Genomic DNA, 18,375 nt, shown 5'->3' on the forward strand with positions numbered 1-18,375 from the left:
AAGTAAAAGCAGGTAAAGGCAGATGCTCACCTCAGAAACTAAAGCGATAACCGGCGTTAAACTGCCGCTGATTAAACTGGTTTCCGGTGGTACTGTCTCCCTCAAGATAGATCACGTGCTGGCTGGCAATCTGCGCGCTAACCCCAAGGCCATTATTCCACGCATTGCCTTTAAAGCTGTGCCGTTCCGGCGAACCGTTGAGGTGATAATGGGTTTCACCTTTAAACTCACGCACAATGCCGCTTTTCAGGTAGAGATTGAGCTGTAAGCCATCCTGCTGCACGCGATAGCCGAGCAGTGCGCTGGCGCGGCCCAGCAAAGAGTGATAGCCATCGAGGTCGATATGCAGGCCGTTGGAGGCGACGAGACGATCATTTTGCTGACGGCTCCAGCTTAGTTGCAGCTGCGGCTCAAGGTAAAAAACCTGCGGTGCTGAGGACAGCTCGATGCGTTTGCCACCCTCCAGCGATGCGCTGTAACTGTCCGTTGCACCATAACCAGAGACCGTTGCCCCCTGAGAGTCTCTGACGTTAAAGCTGTTTTTCAGCCGCCCATATTTCACCAGGCCATCCAGCCACAGACCATTATCCGCCAGCGCGGTGAGATAGATCCCGGCATGTTGCGATCGTTGATCTCCTCTGCCGGAAGCGTAATGGGCATTGCCGTGGGTAACACCCATAAAGGCCCCAGAGATGACGGGCGTTTCAGGCGCAATCTGTTTATCAATACCAAACTGCATGCCGGAGTAACTCAGGCGAAAACCGCTGAGTTTGCCGCTGCCAAAATCATCAAAGCGCCCGCCGATGCCACGGATCCAGCCATTGCCCATATCTTTCTTTTGCCGCAGCTCGCCAAAGCGCTGCATCAACGTCTGCGTCTCGGCATAGTTAATTAAATAGGTAATATTCAGGAAATTAGCCCCTGCATCGGCCGTGCTGGTGAGCTCCGGCTGCCCGGGCGTCGGTACCGGTGCGGGCGCAGGCTCAAGGCTTTCCTCCAGATTCAGCTCTGGTTCTGGCGCAGGCTTCGGCGTTACTTCTGGTGTGGGCGCAGGTTCCGGCGTTGGCTCCGGCGTTGGCTCCGGCGGCGCGGGGGCAGGTTCCGGTACAGGTTCTGGTGCAGGCGCGGGTGCTGGTTCCGGCGCAGGATCGAACTCAGGGGTCTCTGCGGTGCCGGTGGCAGACAGCTGCCAGTTCGAGCCCGTCTTTTGCAGACCATACAGATAGCCGCCCAGCTCCACTTTTTCCGTTGTGGGCGAAAGCGCAAAGCGTGCCTGACCATCCTGCGTTTTTACCATCGTCAGCACTTCCTGACCCGTGGTGCGCATATCGCCACGATTGCGTATCTGCAAATAGTGACTGCCTGCGCTGTTGCCGGTTACCACCAGTTGATCGTTGCGTTGCGCAGCGATATCCGTCGTCAGCGCAAAAGTGCCGCTTCCGGCCAGATTGCCTACCGTAAGACGCGATCCCTGGTTTTCTGCCATAAAGTTAACCGTGCTGTTGTCCAGGGTTAAATTATCCACCCTGGCATTGCCCGGCATATCCCACCGGCTGTGGTTCATTTTGATATCCAGCGAGCCGCCGTGAACCCTGTCGCTGGCGGTCACCCCCGTCAGCAGCGAGCCTGGTGCCATATCCAGATCGATATCACCGCCAGCGGCACTTACGCTGCCGACAATATCGATCAGCCCACTCAGGCTGATACGGCTGGCGCGAGATCCGGGGATATATTCAGTGCCCAGCGCCATATCCAGCGGCGAAGCCATACGAATAACCGTTTTACCGGTTAAATCAATTTCACCGCCGGTTACGGCGTATGCGCCAATCGTTCCGCTATTGCCGGTAATTGCCAGGTTATCGCCCTGCACCTTTCCCCCGCCCAGCGCCCATATGCCTATCGCCAGCCCATTGTCGCTGCGGATATCGATATCGCTCCAGGAGAGGTTAACTCTGGCTCCTTCGAATTGCGCCGAGACCGCATAAGAGCCGCTGGAAAAAATGCGATTCCGCTGCGTCTCGCTACCGTTGAAGTTAGCCGTTGCCGCCTCGCCACGCGCAACCAGTGCGCCGCTGCGCTCGCTGTAAAGCGAGCTGCCTGCTCCGATCGTCGCCACGCCCTGCTCTCTGACTTCCAGCGCGTTGGCGAGATTACTGCCTGCGGTTTTAATCTGCAGTTCATCCGCCGTCAGCGTACCCAGGTTCCAGATCCCCATTGCGTCTTTGCCATGGGTTTCAATCCGGCTGCCGCGACCTAAATCTACCGTTGAGTTGGCCTGAATATTCACGCCGTAAGCGCGATCGCCTGCGGTGGTAATGGTAAGCCGGTTCGCCTTTAAACTGGCTGGCTCGCCGGATGCGCGATTGTCCCGACCAAAAATATAGATACCGGTTGCCTCTGTACCGTTCGTCTGAATAAGCGAGTTCTCACCCATATCTATTCGGGTTCCCGCGTCGGAAATAGATAATCCGTTGCCCACACCATGCGTAATTACGGTTAGCTCATTTGCTAATAAAGAAGCGTGATTACCCAAATAAATACCATTAGCCATCAGAGCGTTATTATTTATTTCAATACGGCTGCCGCGACCTAAATTAATCTGCGCATCTTTTGCATCAACCTGAATGCCGTAATGTCCATTGACATTAACCTTTAGCTGATTCGCCTGCAGAGTAGAATTATCGCCTTGTAACAGAATGCCGCCTGCTACCGGCCCATTAACATTAACGCTGACGTTATTAACTAAATTAATGGTGCTATTTGTTGCGCTAACGGGATTACAAATACCGCAAAGGCCATTTTCACTACCCGTCACCACTATTTCATCTCCTTCACTTAGCGTCAGGAGACTATCCTTTTCCGCAGTAACCGACGCAAGCAAGGCCGCATCGCATGCCACAGGCGTAAAAGAGAGTAATAACAAAGATAATGTGCCGCTAAGCGTTACGCTGTGCCGAATAATATTCACTAAGGGTTTTATTTTAAATAAAGGTGTAATCACTGACTTTTTCCTCTTAAGCCTCGTCCGTTTCTGCTCGCAAAAAAAATATCACCACCTGTTATTGCGGTAATAACCATGACGCATCAATAAAACAGAAGAAAAACAGTAAAAGGCGCACACAAAAATATCACCTTTATTAAAACCCTAGCATGAATATGCGTTATCTGGTTATTTACCAGACAGAAATCATATTTATTAGATGATTGCTTACTGACTGATTAAGAATATTTAAATAAACAATAGCGTTAAAATATTGATTAAGCGTCAGCAAGAATAAATACCCGTTTACCTCCTGAATTTTCTGATTCATGTAAGAAATTTATTTCGAACGAAATAAAGCACATCTTCTACACTTAATTTATTCAACCGAGTAAGGAGAACGATAATGAACGAACAACTGCGGCAGGCTGCGTCGGAACTGGGAGAGATACTCAAAGGGGCAAAAGTTAAGCTGGCAACGGCAGAATCCTGTACCGGTGGTCTGGTCAGCATGTCGATGTGTTCCGCCAGCAGCAGTGCAGATTATTTCAGCAGCGGTTTCGTGACCTATACCAATGAAGCCAAAATGCGTTTGTTAAAAGTTGACGAGCGGACGCTGGAAAAATTTACCGCCGTTAGTCAGCCGACCGCCAGAGAGATGGCAGCGGGCGCAAAGGCACAATCTGGCGAAGCGGTGAGCCTGTCGGTTACCGGCTACGCCGGACCTGACGATGGCCCGGATGGGACGCCAGCCGGTACGATCTGGTTTGGCTGGGGCTTACCGGACGGGACCATTAAGGCAGAGAGAAAGCAGTTCAGCGGCGACAGCGAATCTGTTATTAACCAGGCGGCGCTTTTTGCTCTTACCCGGCTAATGACCCTGCTAAAAGAAGCGAATCAATAAAAAAAGGGTTTCAGCATTACGGCTGAAACCCATGGATAGTCTCTGAAAGCGATTAAACGTGACGTAACGTTTCGGTCAGGCCCGGCACCAGAATAACTTTGCGGCACTCTTCCTGCCGCTTTTCAAAAATCTTATAGGCTTCTTCCGCCCGCTCCAGCGGCATATGGTGCGTAATAATTTCTTCCGGCTTGATTAAGCCCTGCTCAATTAAATTCAGCAGCTCCGGCAGATAGGCCTGAACATGCGTCTGACCCATTTTAAAGGTCAGCCCCTTATCAAACGCATCGCCAAACAGGAAGCCGTGGATAAAGCCTGCGTAGACGCCCGGCACGCTAACAATCCCGCCGCGCCTTACTGCTGCGATACACTGACGCAATGCTTTACCGCTACTGCCTTCCAGCTTCAGGTTAGTCATCACGGTTTCCGTCAGGCTGCCTTTCGCCTCAAACCCTACGGCATCAATCACGGCATCGACGCCACGATGGTTGGTAGTGTTTTCAATAATGTAGGCCGCCGGATCGTCATTGTCATCGAAGTTAATAGGGATCACATCATAGCGATCCCGGGCAAACGCCAGCCGATAGGGGTGATGATCCACCATAAAGATTTTTTCCGCGCCGAGCATACGTGCGCAGGCAGCGGTAAGCAGACCAACGGGACCGGCACCGAAAATAGCCAGACTGCTGCCTTTGGTAACCTGCGCATTTTTTACTGCCTGCCATGCCGTGGGCAAAATATCGGATAAAAACAGCACCTGATCGTCAGCCAACACCGGCGGCACCCTGAACGGCCCGGTATTCGCCTTCGGTACGCGCACATACTCCGCCTGCCCGCCCGGCACGCCGCCATAAAGGGCACTAAAACCAAATAGCGCAGCCGGTGAGGTAATCTGTTTTTTATTCAGGATCGCGCCACGTCCGGGATTGGTGGTTTCGCAGGCGGCAAACTCCTGCAGACGGCAGAAGAAGCAGTCGCCGCAGGCAATAACGAAAGGAATAACTACCCGGTCTCCTTTCTGCACCGCCGTTACTGCGGAGCCAGCTTCTACCACTTCACCCATGAATTCATGGCCGAAGATATCGCCATGGGAAGTGCCCGGGATCTTGCCACGATAAAGATGCAGATCGGAACCACAGATCGCCGTCGCCGTTACACGCAAAATAATATCATCCGCAGCTTCAAGGCCGGGATCGGGAACATTATCAACTTTGACACGATGCGGGCCATGATAAGTCAGTGCTTTCATTGCCTTTCTCCATGTTGAAAAGTGAATGAGATGACCATCTCTTGACGCAGCAAATATAAAAAAAACCCGCATCAAGCGGGGTGCGCATCTGCGCCAACACCAGGGAATCTATTAGTTAAAAGTTAGTATCTTGTGGAGATTCCGCAAGCGGCGGCGGGCAAAAACGCGATATTTGTGGATGGTCAGTTGGGCAGAGCAGCCTGACAGCAGCAAAAGAAGATAAGAAATAAAAAAGCGATGCCTGAAAAAGGGCGCAGCATCGCTTTGTTAGCAACAATGTTTTGCGTGAACATAAACCGTTACTAAATAGCACTAAGGAATTTTAATCTGTTACACCATCGGCTTTAACCGTCATCATGCAACGATAAGAATCGCTGCCGTTTAATACATTGGCCGGCTAATAAATTGTGGATGCTTTTGCCGGTTAATGTGTTCTGAAACCAACAGAGACTTATAAATAAAATCGGCCATGCAGTTTAGTGAGCGTGCGTTCATTTTTTTCAGGCCAAAGTTCATCATCACCTTGCGTTTATGGGCCGATACGGTCTTCACAGAGATGTTCATTACTCGAGCGATCACACCAGGCGTGACGCCACGTATCAAATATTGCAGTACTTTGCGCTGCTGGTTAGTGAGTAAAAACTCCAGCGGCCTGACGCCAGCCCTGGATTCAGCAAGCTTGTCTAACAGCGCCGCAGCGGTAATTTTACGCGGTATAACTCCCTGGAAAGGATGATGGCTTTCATGCTGATCTGAGAGGTCGTCCGTAATAAAGAAAACTCTTAACTTCCTTTTACCCAGTAATGCGAACAGATCTCGTAAAGGTTTTCGCTCGTTAGTATCAATAATGATAACCAACTCGTTATCTTCTTTTTCACAAAATGGATTTACGGAATGATAAAAAAAGTTCCAGGTTTTATGACCCGCCTGATTCAGTAAGGCGCTTATGCCGTTGGCGAAAAAAAAATTATCAGAACACACAATGACTTTCATAATACTTCAACATCCCTTTTTGAATAATTACGCAACCAACTTATCAGAACCGTCACTATTACCAGTAAAGCGAGCATTGAGTCATTCCCTGAACATCGTGCTTCAAACCAAATGATTCTCGTATATCAGAAAAGCCATCCTGGCCCTCCGATAACCTAAACGATATTACCGTTACCGTTAATTGAGACAATAACAACCGCTTTAAATAAGCTTCTCAACATATTTAAGAAGTTAAGCTATCCTCTTAAGATAAATTCAAATTACTGATATTACTGCATAAATAATGCAACAAAACTGTGATGACTGCCTTTTTCGGCAAACATTTACGCTCAGCAAGCTGTCTTTCAACGTGAGGCGAGATAAAAAACAAAGCCGTGAAAAAAGCTTTTTATTAGTGGTTATTTTAAAGTTTTCTTTTTCCCATATAATTTTACATGATGCTGCCTACTGGTAAAAAAAAGATAATGAAATGCTGCGCCACATATATAAGGCAACTTTTGTCATCTTTTCATTAATTAAAAATGTAATTTTATGCCGTTGTATGAAATAATGAAACTTCTGAGGCTTTATAAAGGGTTCGTTTACTCTCAATATTGAATAAAAGGGCATGCACATTCTTATAAAAGCGTGATAGTGTCTTAACCAACAGGAGCACGTAAATCACTAGCAAACAGGATGTGGCTATGGGTCCAGTTTATCTTATTCACGAATCTATTTATTTTTATCCAAAAAACCATAGGCTTGTCTGTCACTCTCAGGGAAAAGAAGATACTTCATTGACCCAGCCGGCAACAAAATGCCTCGAACTATTAATAAAGACTGATGGGCTGGTATCACAAAATGATCTGTATCATTATGCCTGGGGAGAAAACAGTCATAACGTTTCCCCCAATACGCTTTACCAAAACATTTCGCTAATCCGCAGGGCGCTAAAAAATATTATGCCTGGCGCAGATAGATGGATCATTACCGTACCTCGCAAAGGCTTTAGGTTTGATCACAGCATTTCTACCAAATTGCAGACCGCTGAAGAAATATTACCTGACATCATCTCCGCCCCCACTTTCCGCATAAAGCCGCAAGGCAACGCAACGCGGCTTAAAACATTAATTCCGGTTTCGTTTTTTTTGCTTTGTTCCAGCCTTATCTTCTTTGTTAACCCGGTAAACGCTGACTTTAAAAAACTGATGGGAAGCTATGATAAGATAGCCGAGGATGGCGCCTGCCAGCTCTATGTTTATCGCAAAAATTTGCCCCTGAAAGAGAATATAGACAACACGCTAAGTCAATATATCGACTGCAAAGCTTACCCACACATTTATATCACCTACGATAAGTTTGTTAAGCATATTTCGTTCTTCTCCTGCCAGAACCCGCTCAATGAAGACAGTACTTCCTGTACATCCTGGTCGTTAGGAAAAACCATATGAAAAGCAGGATCAAATTTATTATTGGGATTTTATTGGTTATTGGCGTAGCTATCACTTATTTCACTGTTAATAACCGTGAGCGCCACTTTTCCTGCCTGGCACAGCATCATGTTCAAAACAATGGTATGCGTGCCAATATGCTGATGCGTTTCTTTTTTAATGGTTCTTCTGGTTTCGTCATCATGAATGGCGAATTTATTAATTCTGCAGGCCATCATAAAGTGTTAAGCAGAAAGGTTTTGTTTGATTTTACCGTCAATAATAATAACTATTTATTAACCTCAAAAGCCATTATCCCCTCAGCTTTTGATGAAGTTGATAATAAATCGTTAGCCTGGTTACTTGAGCGGTTTTATACCGACATCAAGGAACCAGCACAATATAATATCTATAGAGACGGTAATGGTGGGCATATATTTATGAATGGTGACGTTCCTGTACTACTCTGCACCGGTACCTGAAGCAATCCTCTTAAGCGGTACCAATACTATTTATCTTTTTCAGGCCCCGCAAATGCGCCTTATTACGGGGCCGGCTTTTTTAGCTTCTGTAATATGTCAGCGTTGTTTAATTAGCATGCTGCAGTCAAAATGCATCAGGCAGTAAATGTTCGCGGGATCCTGGCGTAAGGTCTGTTCAACCAGGCTCAAAGACTCAACCATGTCCGGCCAGCTGATTTCTCCCAATTGACGCAGGCCCGCAATACTGTTGCTGACCGACAGTTGGCTAATCGCCAGTTGCTGATTGAAGTGGGCAATGACGCGCGCGCTGGTCAGGCCGATTGCCTGCAACTGTTGTTCTACCCAGTAAGCGCCAGAAGGTTGCTCTGACCATTCAGGCGTCGGGAAAGCTCCGCAACAAAGGCGCCGGATAATACCGGCGTCTGTTTCGCCCCGGCCGGAGTAAGGCTTTTTTTATCGCCTTCACTCAAAATGGCGGCGCAGCGAATAAGCTGCTGCTCATTTTTAGCCAAACGTTCCGGTAGGTTAAAGGAGCTTTTACCAACGAAAGGTTGATGGGCGTTGGCCAGTTTTGTGCCATAGCTTGTCATCGGCGCTGTTAAACCCGCGATCAAAATTAACCTTCATACAGGGTTCCCTAATGCATACGCAACGGAAGTAAAGAGTGGAGTCTGAAAAGGCGGGATAGAAATATCAGGAAGAGATGAGGTGAATACCTTGCCAACAAGTATAGTTGAATAAAATTTAATCACGCCGTTTGAAAACCTAATCGGGCGATTAAAAATTAAACGCGCGGGAAATCATCGTATTGAAATTTAATTATTTTAATAATGGTGGCGTTAGCTTTTTTGCGCGTTGGGTAAATCACCTGATGCAGCGGGATATGTGTTAAGGTTTATAAAACCCTTCGAGGATAAATGATGACGCACTTTCAATGGCTTTTGAATCTCATCAAAAGGCGGGAATCCGGCGTGCAATGTCCAGTCTGCAAGCGTTTCTCCAGCCAGACCGCGCTAAAAAGATCGGTAGGTCACACCATGCTCTGTCCACACTGCAAATCACTTTTTGCGGGTAAGCGTTAAGCGATACGGTAACTTAGCCGCACTGCCTTTTACTGAAAATGACTTACCGCTGTTTTTAAAAGATTCAGCCGCGCTATATTACAGCGCCTGCGCGCAGGCCCAGGCGGAGCTCCAGGCCCACTGGAAGTTATAGCCGCCCAGCCAGCCGGTGACATCCACCACTTCGCCGATAAAATAGAGACCGGGCACTTCACGCGCTTCCATGGTTTTCGAAGATAGCTGCGTGGTATCCACGCCACCCAGCGTGACTTCTGCCGTGCGGTAGCCTTCGGTGCCGTTGGGCTGCACACGCCAGGCATGCAGGTTTTCGGTAAGCTCGCGTTGCTGCTTAGCGTTAAGCTGCTTTAGCGTCACCTCCGGCACAACGCCCAATATCTGCAATACTTCCACCAACCGCTTTGGCAGCGGCTTCGCCAGCGTATTTTTCAGGCTCTGATTCGGACGCGCCTCGCGCTCCTCATTGATAAAAGCGTCGAGATCCTGTTCCGGTGAGAGATCGATGGTGACAAACTCGCCCGGCTGCCAGTAACTGGAAATTTGCAGCACCGACGGCCCGGAAAGGCCACGGTGGGTAAACAACATCGCCTCTTTAAAGCGCTTGCCGTTGGCCGCTTCAATGGTGGTGGGTAGCGAAACGCCCGACAACGTCTGTAACTGTTCCAGTAGCGGCTTATGCAGCGTAAAGGGCACCAGTGCGGCGCGCGTGGGATAAACGCGCAGACCAAACTGCTCTGCCAGCCGATAGCCGAAGGGCGAGGCACCCAGTCCCGGCATTGATAACCCGCCGCTGGCGATAACCAGTTTATCGGCCCGCACTTCCGCCCCGTTGAGCTGAACAGCATAACCCGCCTCATCACGGCTAACCGCCAGCACTTCGCTACGCAGCCGCAGCGTTACGCGCCCTTTCTCGCATTCCGCCATCAGCAGATCGACAATTTGTTGTGCCGAGTCATCACAAAAGAGCTGGCCAAGCGTTTTTTCGTGGTACGCGATACCGTACTGGTTAACCAGCGCGATAAAGTCCCACTGCGTATAGCGCGCCAGCGCCGATTTACAAAAATGAGGATTATGCGAGAGATAGGCCGCCGGTTCGGTATAAAGGTTAGTAAAGTTGCAGCGGCCGCCGCCGGACATCAGGATTTTGCGGCCCGGTTTTTTGCCGTTATCCAGCAGCAGCACACGCAGGCCGCGCTGCCCCGCCTGAGCCGCACAAAACAGCCCGGCAGCCCCTGCGCCAATGATGATAACGTCATACTTTTCCACTGCTCACTCCTGCCGACCGGGCAAAGACCGCGATTGTAATAGCTTGCCCGCGTCCAGGCCAGCGTAACCAAAGCCAACTGAAAGTAACATAATGTAACTAACGGATTTGTTAGCTTTTTTACTGCCTGATGACGCGCGTTTTACACTTTTATGGCAAAAAAAGTCTAATTTTTCTTTCCCCAGGCGCGGTTTGTCGCTGATAATGCGCCGCGTTCATGTCCCCGAAAATGGCGTAACGCTTATGCTACATCTGTTTGCTGGTCTCGATTTTAATACCGGCCTGTTATTAGTACTTGCTCTGCTGTTTGTCCTGTTCTACGAGGCCATTAATGGTTTCCATGATACGGCTAACGCAGTTGCGACGGTAATCTATACGCGTGCGATGCGTGCGCAGCTGGCCGTAGTGATGGCTGGGGTTTTTAACTTTTTTGGTGTGCTGTTAGGTGGTTTGAGCGTCGCTTATGCCATTGTACATCTGCTTCCTACCGACCTGCTGTTGAATGTCGGTTCGGCGCACGGGTTGGCTATGGTCTTCTCCATGCTGCTCGCCGCTATTATCTGGAACCTGGGAACCTGGTATTTTGGTTTGCCTGCGTCCAGCTCCCATACGCTTATTGGCGCTATCATCGGTATTGGCCTGACCAACGCCCTGATCACCGGCACTTCCGTGGTGGATGCGCTCAATATCCCGAAAATGATCAATATTTTTGCTTCGCTGATCCTGTCGCCAATTATTGGCCTGGTGGTGGCGGGCGGATTGATCTTCCTGCTGCGCCGCTACTGGAGCAATACCAAAAAGCGTCGTCGTATTCATATGACGCCCGCCGATCGTGAAAAGGAAGACGGCAAGAAAAAGCCGCCGTTCTGGACGCGTATCGCGCTGATTATTTCCGCTATCGGCGTCAGCTATTCTCACGGCGCGAATGACGGACAGAAAGGCATCGGTCTGATTATGTTGGTACTGATTGGCGTTGCGCCCGCAGGCTTCGTGATTAACATGAACGCCTCCGGCTATGATATTACGCGCACCCGCGACGCGGTAAACCATCTGGAGCAGTATTACAGCCAGCATGGTGATGCGCTGCAGCACGTGGTTGAGCTGACGCCGCCTGCACTGCCGACGCCGGAAGAAGTGCCGAACGGGCCGAAAGAGTTTCACTGCGACAGTTCACGGGCGCTGATTGCGATTAACCGTGCGCAGCTGCTGTTGAACAACCTTTCCAGCTACGATGCGCTTAGCGTTGAACAGCGCAGCCATCTGCGTCGCCTGCTGCTCTGTATTTCGGATACCGCTGAAAAAGCGGCCAAGATGCCGGATATTAAGGCCGAAGATAAACGCTTCCTTGGCAAGCTGAAAGGCGATCTGCTGAATACCGTTGAGTATGCGCCGATCTGGATTATCGTGGCAGTGGCGCTGGCGTTGTCGCTCGGTACCATGTTTGGTTGGCGTCGTGTCGCCACCACCATCGGTGAGAAAATTGGTAAAAAAGGCATGACCTACGCACAGGGCATGTCAGCGCAGGTAACGGCGGCGGTGTCGATTGGTGTTGCCAGCTATACCGGGATGCCGGTCTCCACCACCCATATTCTGTCATCATCCGTGGCAGGTACCATGGTGGTTGATGGCGGCGGCGTTCAGAGCCGTACGATTAAAAGTATTGCTCTGGCGTGGGTGTTTACCCTGCCCATTTCGATTCTGCTTTCGGGCAGTCTCTACTGGATTGCGCTAAAGCTGATCTGATGTCTCTGCGGGCCGGTTAATCCGGCCCGCTTCTTTTCTGATGGCGCTTAATGCCAAATCGCTAATCCCACCAGGCTGATGAAAACCAGAGCGCATAACGCGCTGGTCAAGACAAATTGCCCACGTACCCGCTCACAGCGGCGAATAAATTCTTCGTCATGATGATCGAGGTAGTACCGTTTCCAGATATAGCGCACCAGCCTGACTTGCTTACTCGGTTGACCGTGCGCGGTAAAGAAGCCAGCGCCGTCCACATACTGATAGAGCAACGGATCGCACCCGCGCAGCACAATCAATAACGCCCGCAATGAAGAAAAGTAGCGCGCCATATTCACCAAACAAACCACACACAGAGCCCAGAAAAGCGCGACGGTGCTAATCATGTTTCCCCTCCCGGCTTACAACTGCCGAAGCGTATGCAGCGGGGATACGCTGAATACGCCCCACCTTGATTCGCCAACCACCATTGAACCGGTCTGAATTATTCTGAACTGAAGAGCACGGTGTTCTGCACAAGCAGGACCGCTAAGATTTAGTGTAGGAGATGTGTTTAAAATTTTTCCAGCTTCGATTTTCATTAGGGCTGAAAAGCAGGTAAAACACTCCTTGATCCGGCTCGCAAAGCAGGCGTGCTGACAGCACATTTGTTAACAACTGGCGCTATACTGACGCTATGTGACACATGGAAGGAGTTCCATCATGGCTTATAAACATATTCTGATTGCCGTTGATCTTTCACCGGAAAGTAAGCTGCTGGTTGAAAAAGCGGTTTCTCTGGCGCGTCCCTACGATGCCAAAATTTCTCTGATTCATGTGGATGTGAATTATTCCGATCTTTATACCGGTTTGATTGACGTTAATCTGGGTGATATGCAGAAGCGTATTTCTGAAGAGACGCATCATGCCCTGACTGAGCTGTCGCAAGGCGCCGGCTATCCGGTTAGCGAAACGCTGAGCGGCAGCGGCGATCTGGCGCAGGTGCTGGTTGAAGCAATTAAGAAATATGATGTGGATTTAGTGGTTTGCGGACATCATCAGGATTTCTGGAGCAAGCTGATGTCGTCTGCTCGCCAGCTAATTAATACTGTGCATATTGATATGCTGATTGTGCCGCTGCGCGATGAGGATGAAGAGTAAACGGGCGCGAAAGACCGTGCCTGCGCTGGCAGATATGCGTTAATCATTCGCGAAAGACCGTGCCTGCGCAGGGAATGCAGCCCGATCGTAAAGACGCAAAAAGCGTCATCCCTGACAGCTCGGCCCGCGCCATCCCTGGCGCGGGACGCTTTACTCTTCTGCCTGCACTCCCTGCGCTTTGATTTCTGCGTCGTTGTGAGGAAAAGATCAAAGCGATAACTGATTTCCTCTCACTTTTCTCACTTTGAATCGGCCAGAATTTTTTGTATTTAAAAGCAAAGACCTAATTTTATTTGCTATATGCCATCAGCCTGTCGGTTCTACAGCCTTAGCTTTTCAGCGGCGGGTAAATATCAAAGCGATGACTTTTCGTGGTAACCGCCGACTGGGTTACCACGTCTGCCAGCGGCGGCGCATAGTCCGGACGTTTTACCACCACCCGCTTTTTCGCCAGCTGGCGCGCAGGCAGCAACAGGCCATCCGCATCATTATCCGCGCCCACCAGCGACTGAAACACGCGCATCTCTTTCTTCACCAGCGCGCTTTTCTGGCGATGCGGATACATGGGATCAAGGTAAACCACATCCGGCGCAGGCGTAATGGCCTCCAGCGCCGTCAGGCTTGAGGCATGCAGCAGCGTCAGCCGCTGCTGTAGCCAACTGCCGATCTCCGCATCCTGATAGCCGCGACGCAATCCATCGTCCAGCAGCGCCGCTACCACCGGATGCCGCTCCAGCATTCGTACCCGACAGCCGATCGCCGCCAGCACAAAGGCATCGCGCCCTAACCCGGCGGTGGCGTCCACCACATCAGGCAGGTAATCCCCTTTGATACCGACCGCTTTGGCTACCGCCTCGCCGCGCCCGCCGCCGAAGCGACGCCGATGCGCCATCGCGCCGCCGACAAAGTCGACCCAGATGCCGCCCAGCTTTGGTTCATCGCGCTTGCGCAGTTCCAGTCGATCCGGCGTCATCACTAACGCCATCACCGAGTGTTCATCCTGCTCCAGCCCCCAGCGAGCGGCTAAAACAGATAAGGCACCGTCTCCGGTGCCTGATTCATCAACTAAAGCTATTTTCACGCCTGGCGTTATCCCTGAATACCGTAGTGTTCCAGCATCGCATCAAGCTGCGGCTCACGGCCACGGAAGCGTTTAAACAGCTCCATCGGTTCTTCAGAACCGCCGCGCGTCAGGATGTTATCCAGGAACGACTGGCCGGTTTCGCGGTTAAAAATGCCTTCCTCTTCAAAACGAGAATACGCATCCGCTGCCAGCACATCCGCCCACAGATAGCTGTAGTAGCCCGCTGCGTAGCCGCCAGCGAAGATATGGCTGAAGGCGTGCGGGAAACGGCCCCATGCCGGGCTTGGCACTACCGCCACCTGTTTTTTCACTTCAGCCAGAGTTTCCAGAATCTGCGCGCCCTTAGCCGGATCGAATTCGGTGTGCAGGCGGAAATCGAACAGGCCGAACTCCAGCTGACGCAGAATAAACAGCGCCGCCTGATAGTTTTTCGCCGCCAGCATTTTGTCTAACAGTTCCTGCGGCAGCGGCTCGCCGGTTTCATAATGACCGGAGATAAACGCCAGTGCTTCCGGCTCCCAGCACCAGTTCTCCATAAACTGACTCGGCAGCTCGACCGCATCCCACGGTACCCCGCTGATGCCGGAAACGCCCGGGACATCCACACGCGTTAACATATGATGCAGGCCGTGTCCGAATTCATGGAATAGGGTGGTGACTTCATCATGTGTGAACAGTGCCGGTTTGCCGTTGACCGGACGATTGAAGTTACAGGTCAGATAGGCGACCGGCTTCTGCAGGCTGCCGTCCGCTTTACGCATCATACCAACGCAGTCATCCATCCAGGCTCCGCCGCGCTTGTTTTCACGCGCATAGAGATCAAGATAGAAGCTGCCGCGCAGCTCGCCGCTTTCATCAAACAGGTCGAAGAAGCGCACATCCGGATGCCAGACATCCACATCTTTACGCTCTTTAGCGCTGATGCCGTAGATGCGTTTCACCACTTCAAACAGACCGTTAACCGCGCGTTCTTCCGGGAAGTAAGGACGCAGTTGCTCATCGCTGATCGCGTACAGATGCTGTTTCTGCTTCTCGCCGTAATAAGTAATATCCCACGGCTGCAGTTCATCGATACCGTGCTGCTGTTTAGCAAAGGCGCGCAGGCGCTCCAGCTCTTTCTCTGCCTGCGGACGCGCGCGCTGCGCCAGATCGTTGAGGAAATCAATGACCTGTGACGGGTTTTGCGCCATTTTGGTCGCCAGCGATTTATGGGCGTAGGAGTCGAAGCCCAGCAGCTGTGCCAGCTCGTGACGCAGCGCCAGCTCTTCCGCCATAATCGGGCCGTTATCCCATTTACCGGCGTGCGGCCCCTGGTCAGAAGCGCGCGTCGCATAGGCGCGATACATCTCTTCACGCAGCGCCTGGTTATCGCAATAGGTCATCACCGGCAGATAGCTGGGAATATCCAGCGTCAACAGCCAGCCCTCTTGCCCTTTGGCTTCCGCCTGCGCTTTGGCCGCCGCCAGCGCGCTTTCCGGCATTCCGGCCAGCTCGCTTTCATCGGTGATCAGTTTGCTCCAGCCCATCGTCGCATCCAGCACGTTGTTGCTGTAAGTAGAGCCAAGCTCTGACAGACGCGCGGCGATTTCACCGTAGCGCTGCTGCTTCTCTTTCGGCAAACCAATACCTGACAGCTCGAAATCACGCAGCGCATTATCCACCGCTTTTTTCTGCTCCAGGCTTAGCTGCGCATAGTTGTCGCCCTCTTTCAGATTGCGATACGCCTGATACAGACCTTCATGCTGACCGACCCAGGTGCTGTATTCAGAGAGCAGCGGCAGCGTCTGTTCGTAAGCCTGACGCAGCTCCGGGCTGTTTTTTACTGAGTTAAGATGACTTACCGGTGAGAAAATACGGCCCAGACGATCGTCCACCTCCGCCAGCGGCTGGCACAGGTTTTCCCAGCTGTAGGGTGCTCCCTGAGCCACCACTTTTTCTACCGTTTCGCGGCACGCCGCCAGCGCCTGTTCAACGGCAGGTACGACATGTTCCGGCTGTATGGCAGAGAAAGGAGGAAGAGTAAATGGCGTCAATAATGGATTGGTCATCGCGCAGTCCTTTAAGTTTGATGTGGGCGCGCACGGGCGCAATATGACTAACATGCGGTTAAGCCGCCTGAAAATCAATGGGCGCGCCCGCTGCTTTAGCGTTACTGACCTGAATTAGTCAGTTTGTTATAGTCTCTCTCCCGTTGATTTTTGATACTTAAGGAAGAGAACATCATGTGGTATGTACTGGCGGCGGCGCTCCTGGCGCTTCTGTTTTTCCGCCCCGCTGTGAAACCTTTGCTGCTGGCCGCCCTGGCGCTGGCCTTTTGGCAACAAACGCTGCTGTGGCCGGGTCTGCTGCTGCTGACTGGGCTGGCGTTGACGGCGTTGGTACGCAAAAACTTTGCACACCATTCGCGCCTGATGCCGTTACTGGAGGCGATTCTGGTCGCCGGGGCCGTGGCGCTAACGCTTCATCTTGTGCCCGGCTTCAATAATCCGCCCATCGTTATGAAACAGCAGGCAGGCCCGCTTAGCGCGCCTTTTACATTTTACTACAACCTCGATAAAGCGCTGGTGCCCTTCGTTTTGCTGGCCTGTTTACCTACCCTGGTGCAGGCGCCTGCGTCCGCGCCGCGCTGGCGTTTCGCCTGGCCTGCGCTGATCGCCGCCATTCCGGCTCTGCTGTTGCTGGCTACGCTGGCTGGTGGGCTGCGCATTGAACCGCACGCGCCCGCATGGCTTGGCGAATTTATGCTGGCAAACCTGTTTTTCGTGTCGCTGGCGGAGGAAGCGCTGTTCCGCGCCTGGCTGCAACAGCGACTGAGTCAGTGGATTGGCCGCTGGCCGGGTTTGCTGATTGCTGCGCTGCTGTTTGGCCTGGCGCATATTGCCGGCGGCCCGCTGCTGATTTTCTTCGCCACGCTGGCTGGTATTGTTTACGGCCTGGCCTGGCAGTGGAGCGGCAGGCTATGGGTTGCGACGCTGGTGCATTTTGCCTTTAACCTGACGCATCTGCTGCTGTTTACTTACCCTGTACTGCAACGCTAGTCGGGTATTTTTATCGACGTCCAGCTATACTAGCCACTGTTTCCGCCGGAGCGTTCATGCTCCGGCCTCATTTCATCAGGCATCACCGGATACATTGTTTATATGCTTAGTTACCGTCACAGTTTTCACGCTGGCAACCATGCGGATGTGCTGAAGCACACCGTACAAAGCCTGATCATCACCGCGCTGAAAGAGAAAGAAAAACCGTTTCTTTATCTCGATACGCACGCTGGCGCTGGCCGTTATTTGCTGAGCGGCGAACACGCGGAGCGTACCGGTGAATATCTGGAAGGAATTGCCCGCGTCTGGCAGCAGGACGATCTGCCGGAAGAGCTGGCTCCTTACATCAGCTGCGTAAAAGCGCTTAATCGTGGGCCGGGCCTGCGCTATTACCCTGGCTCGCCGCTGATTGCCCGCCACCTGCTGCGTGAAGATGACAAGCTGGAGCTGACGGAGCTGCATTCCAGCGATTTTCCTCTGCTGCGTAGCGAATTTCAGAAAGACAGTCGCGCCCGCCTGGCCCGTGCCGATGGCTATCAGCAGCTTAAAGCCAGGCTGCCGCCGCCATCGCGCCGTGGTTTGATTTTGATTGACCCGCCTTATGAGATGAAAAGCGATTATCAGGCGGTGGTGAAAGGGATTCAGGAAGGCTACCGCCGCTTCGGCACCGGCGTTTTCGCCCTCTGGTATCCGGTGGTACTGCGTCAGCAGATCAAGCGCATGGTGCACGATCTGGAAGCGACCGGCATCCGCCGTATTTTGCAGATTGAGCTGGCGGTACGCCCGGACAGCGATCGCTTCGGCATGACCGGATCCGGCATGATCGTGGTTAACCCACCGTGGAAACTGGAACAGCAAATGCGCGACCTGCTGCCCTGGCTGCACCGGGTACTGGTACCGGCAGGCACCGGCCACACCAGCGTTAGCTGGATCACCCCGGAATAAGCCCAGGGCGCAGGTTGTGCCACTATCAACAACGCGTGTCGCCTTTTTACCATCGGCCTGTCTATCTGGCG

At 51.8% G+C, this 18,375-nt stretch carries 15 protein-coding genes and 1 pseudogene; 8 read left to right on the top strand and 8 right to left on the bottom strand.

Annotation, left to right across the window (positions count from 1 at the left end):
- Positions 1-31: 31 nt before the first annotated feature.
- The gene (locus B1H58_RS06370) at positions 32-2,818 is read right to left on the bottom strand and encodes an autotransporter outer membrane beta-barrel domain-containing protein (protein WP_085068739.1); all 2,787 of its coding nucleotides are present in this window, start codon (positions 2,816-2,818) and stop codon (positions 32-34) included.
- Between the two features lie 568 nt (positions 2,819-3,386).
- Here B1H58_RS06370 and B1H58_RS06375 point away from each other — a divergent pair.
- On the top strand, positions 3,387-3,884 hold the full coding sequence (locus B1H58_RS06375) for a CinA family protein (RefSeq protein WP_085068741.1): 498 nt from the start codon (positions 3,387-3,389) through the stop codon (positions 3,882-3,884).
- A 52-nt stretch (positions 3,885-3,936) separates the two neighbouring features.
- Here B1H58_RS06375 and B1H58_RS06380 read toward each other — a convergent pair whose 3' ends face one another.
- Positions 3,937-5,130: a zinc-dependent alcohol dehydrogenase gene (locus B1H58_RS06380; RefSeq protein WP_085068743.1), complete on the bottom strand. Its 1,194-nt coding sequence runs from the start codon at positions 5,128-5,130 to the stop codon at positions 3,937-3,939.
- Positions 5,131-5,511: 381 nt separating this feature from the next.
- Positions 5,512-6,123: a helix-turn-helix transcriptional regulator gene (locus B1H58_RS06385; protein ID WP_085068745.1), complete on the bottom strand. Its 612-nt coding sequence runs from the start codon at positions 6,121-6,123 to the stop codon at positions 5,512-5,514.
- A 683-nt stretch (positions 6,124-6,806) separates the two neighbouring features.
- Between B1H58_RS06385 and B1H58_RS06390 the strand changes: the two genes are divergently transcribed.
- Both B1H58_RS06390 and B1H58_RS06395 read left to right on the top strand, forming a co-directional pair.
- Positions 6,807-7,553, top strand: a complete 747-nt coding sequence (locus B1H58_RS06390; RefSeq protein ID WP_085068747.1) for a winged helix-turn-helix domain-containing protein — start codon at positions 6,807-6,809, stop codon at positions 7,551-7,553.
- Complete coding sequence (locus B1H58_RS06395; protein WP_085068749.1) at positions 7,550-8,014, top strand: hypothetical protein; 465 nt, start codon at positions 7,550-7,552, stop codon at positions 8,012-8,014. The genes B1H58_RS06390 and B1H58_RS06395 overlap by 4 nt, the downstream gene beginning before the upstream one ends.
- A gap of 123 nt (positions 8,015-8,137) precedes the next feature.
- Here the strand turns inward: B1H58_RS06395 and B1H58_RS06400 are convergent.
- Positions 8,138-8,445: pseudogene (locus B1H58_RS06400) on the bottom strand (hypothetical protein); the annotation flags it as partial.
- 489 nt (positions 8,446-8,934) lie between these two features.
- Between B1H58_RS06400 and B1H58_RS20990 the strand changes: the two are divergent.
- Positions 8,935-9,096 carry a YnfU family zinc-binding protein gene (locus B1H58_RS20990; protein ID WP_237172479.1) on the top strand — a complete coding sequence of 54 codons (162 nt, stop codon included), beginning with the start codon at positions 8,935-8,937 and terminating at the stop codon, positions 9,094-9,096.
- A gap of 78 nt (positions 9,097-9,174) precedes the next feature.
- Here B1H58_RS20990 and B1H58_RS06405 read toward each other — a convergent pair whose 3' ends face one another.
- Positions 9,175-10,359 (bottom strand): BaiN/RdsA family NAD(P)/FAD-dependent oxidoreductase, encoded by a 1,185-nt coding sequence (locus tag B1H58_RS06405; protein ID WP_085068751.1) that lies wholly within the window; start codon positions 10,357-10,359, stop codon positions 9,175-9,177.
- Positions 10,360-10,600: 241 nt separating this feature from the next.
- Between B1H58_RS06405 and pitA the strand changes: the two genes are divergently transcribed.
- Positions 10,601-12,100 carry an inorganic phosphate transporter PitA gene (gene pitA / locus B1H58_RS06410; RefSeq protein WP_157130232.1) on the top strand — a complete coding sequence of 500 codons (1,500 nt, stop codon included), beginning with the start codon at positions 10,601-10,603 and terminating at the stop codon, positions 12,098-12,100.
- 47 nt (positions 12,101-12,147) lie between these two features.
- Here pitA and uspB read toward each other — a convergent pair whose 3' ends face one another.
- The gene (gene uspB, locus B1H58_RS06415; RefSeq protein WP_085068755.1) at positions 12,148-12,483 is read right to left on the bottom strand and encodes a universal stress protein UspB; all 336 of its coding nucleotides are present in this window, start codon (positions 12,481-12,483) and stop codon (positions 12,148-12,150) included.
- Between the two features lie 316 nt (positions 12,484-12,799).
- Here uspB and uspA point away from each other — a divergent pair, with 316 nt between their 5' ends.
- The gene (uspA, locus tag B1H58_RS06420; RefSeq protein ID WP_085068757.1) at positions 12,800-13,237 is read left to right on the top strand and encodes a universal stress protein UspA; all 438 of its coding nucleotides are present in this window, start codon (positions 12,800-12,802) and stop codon (positions 13,235-13,237) included.
- Between the two features lie 328 nt (positions 13,238-13,565).
- Here the strand turns inward: uspA and rsmJ are convergent, their stop codons facing one another.
- Entirely contained in the window at positions 13,566-14,318 is a 753-nt protein-coding gene (gene rsmJ / locus B1H58_RS06425; RefSeq protein WP_085068759.1) for a 16S rRNA (guanine(1516)-N(2))-methyltransferase RsmJ, read from the bottom strand.
- Positions 14,319-14,326: 8 nt separating this feature from the next.
- Positions 14,327-16,369 carry an oligopeptidase A gene (gene prlC / locus B1H58_RS06430; RefSeq protein WP_085068761.1) on the bottom strand — a complete coding sequence of 681 codons (2,043 nt, stop codon included), beginning with the start codon at positions 16,367-16,369 and terminating at the stop codon, positions 14,327-14,329.
- 174 nt (positions 16,370-16,543) lie between these two features.
- Between prlC and B1H58_RS06435 the strand changes: the two genes are divergently transcribed.
- Complete coding sequence (locus B1H58_RS06435) at positions 16,544-17,359, top strand: CPBP family intramembrane glutamic endopeptidase (protein WP_085068763.1); 816 nt, start codon at positions 16,544-16,546, stop codon at positions 17,357-17,359.
- A gap of 102 nt (positions 17,360-17,461) precedes the next feature.
- Positions 17,462-18,304, top strand: coding sequence for a 23S rRNA (adenine(2030)-N(6))-methyltransferase RlmJ (locus tag B1H58_RS06440; RefSeq protein WP_085068765.1), 843 nt, complete (start codon positions 17,462-17,464; stop codon positions 18,302-18,304).
- Positions 18,305-18,375: the final 71 nt, after the last annotated feature.

Source organism: Pantoea alhagi (genome assembly GCF_002101395.1).
Taxonomy (GTDB): domain Bacteria; phylum Pseudomonadota; class Gammaproteobacteria; order Enterobacterales; family Enterobacteriaceae; genus Mixta; species Mixta alhagi.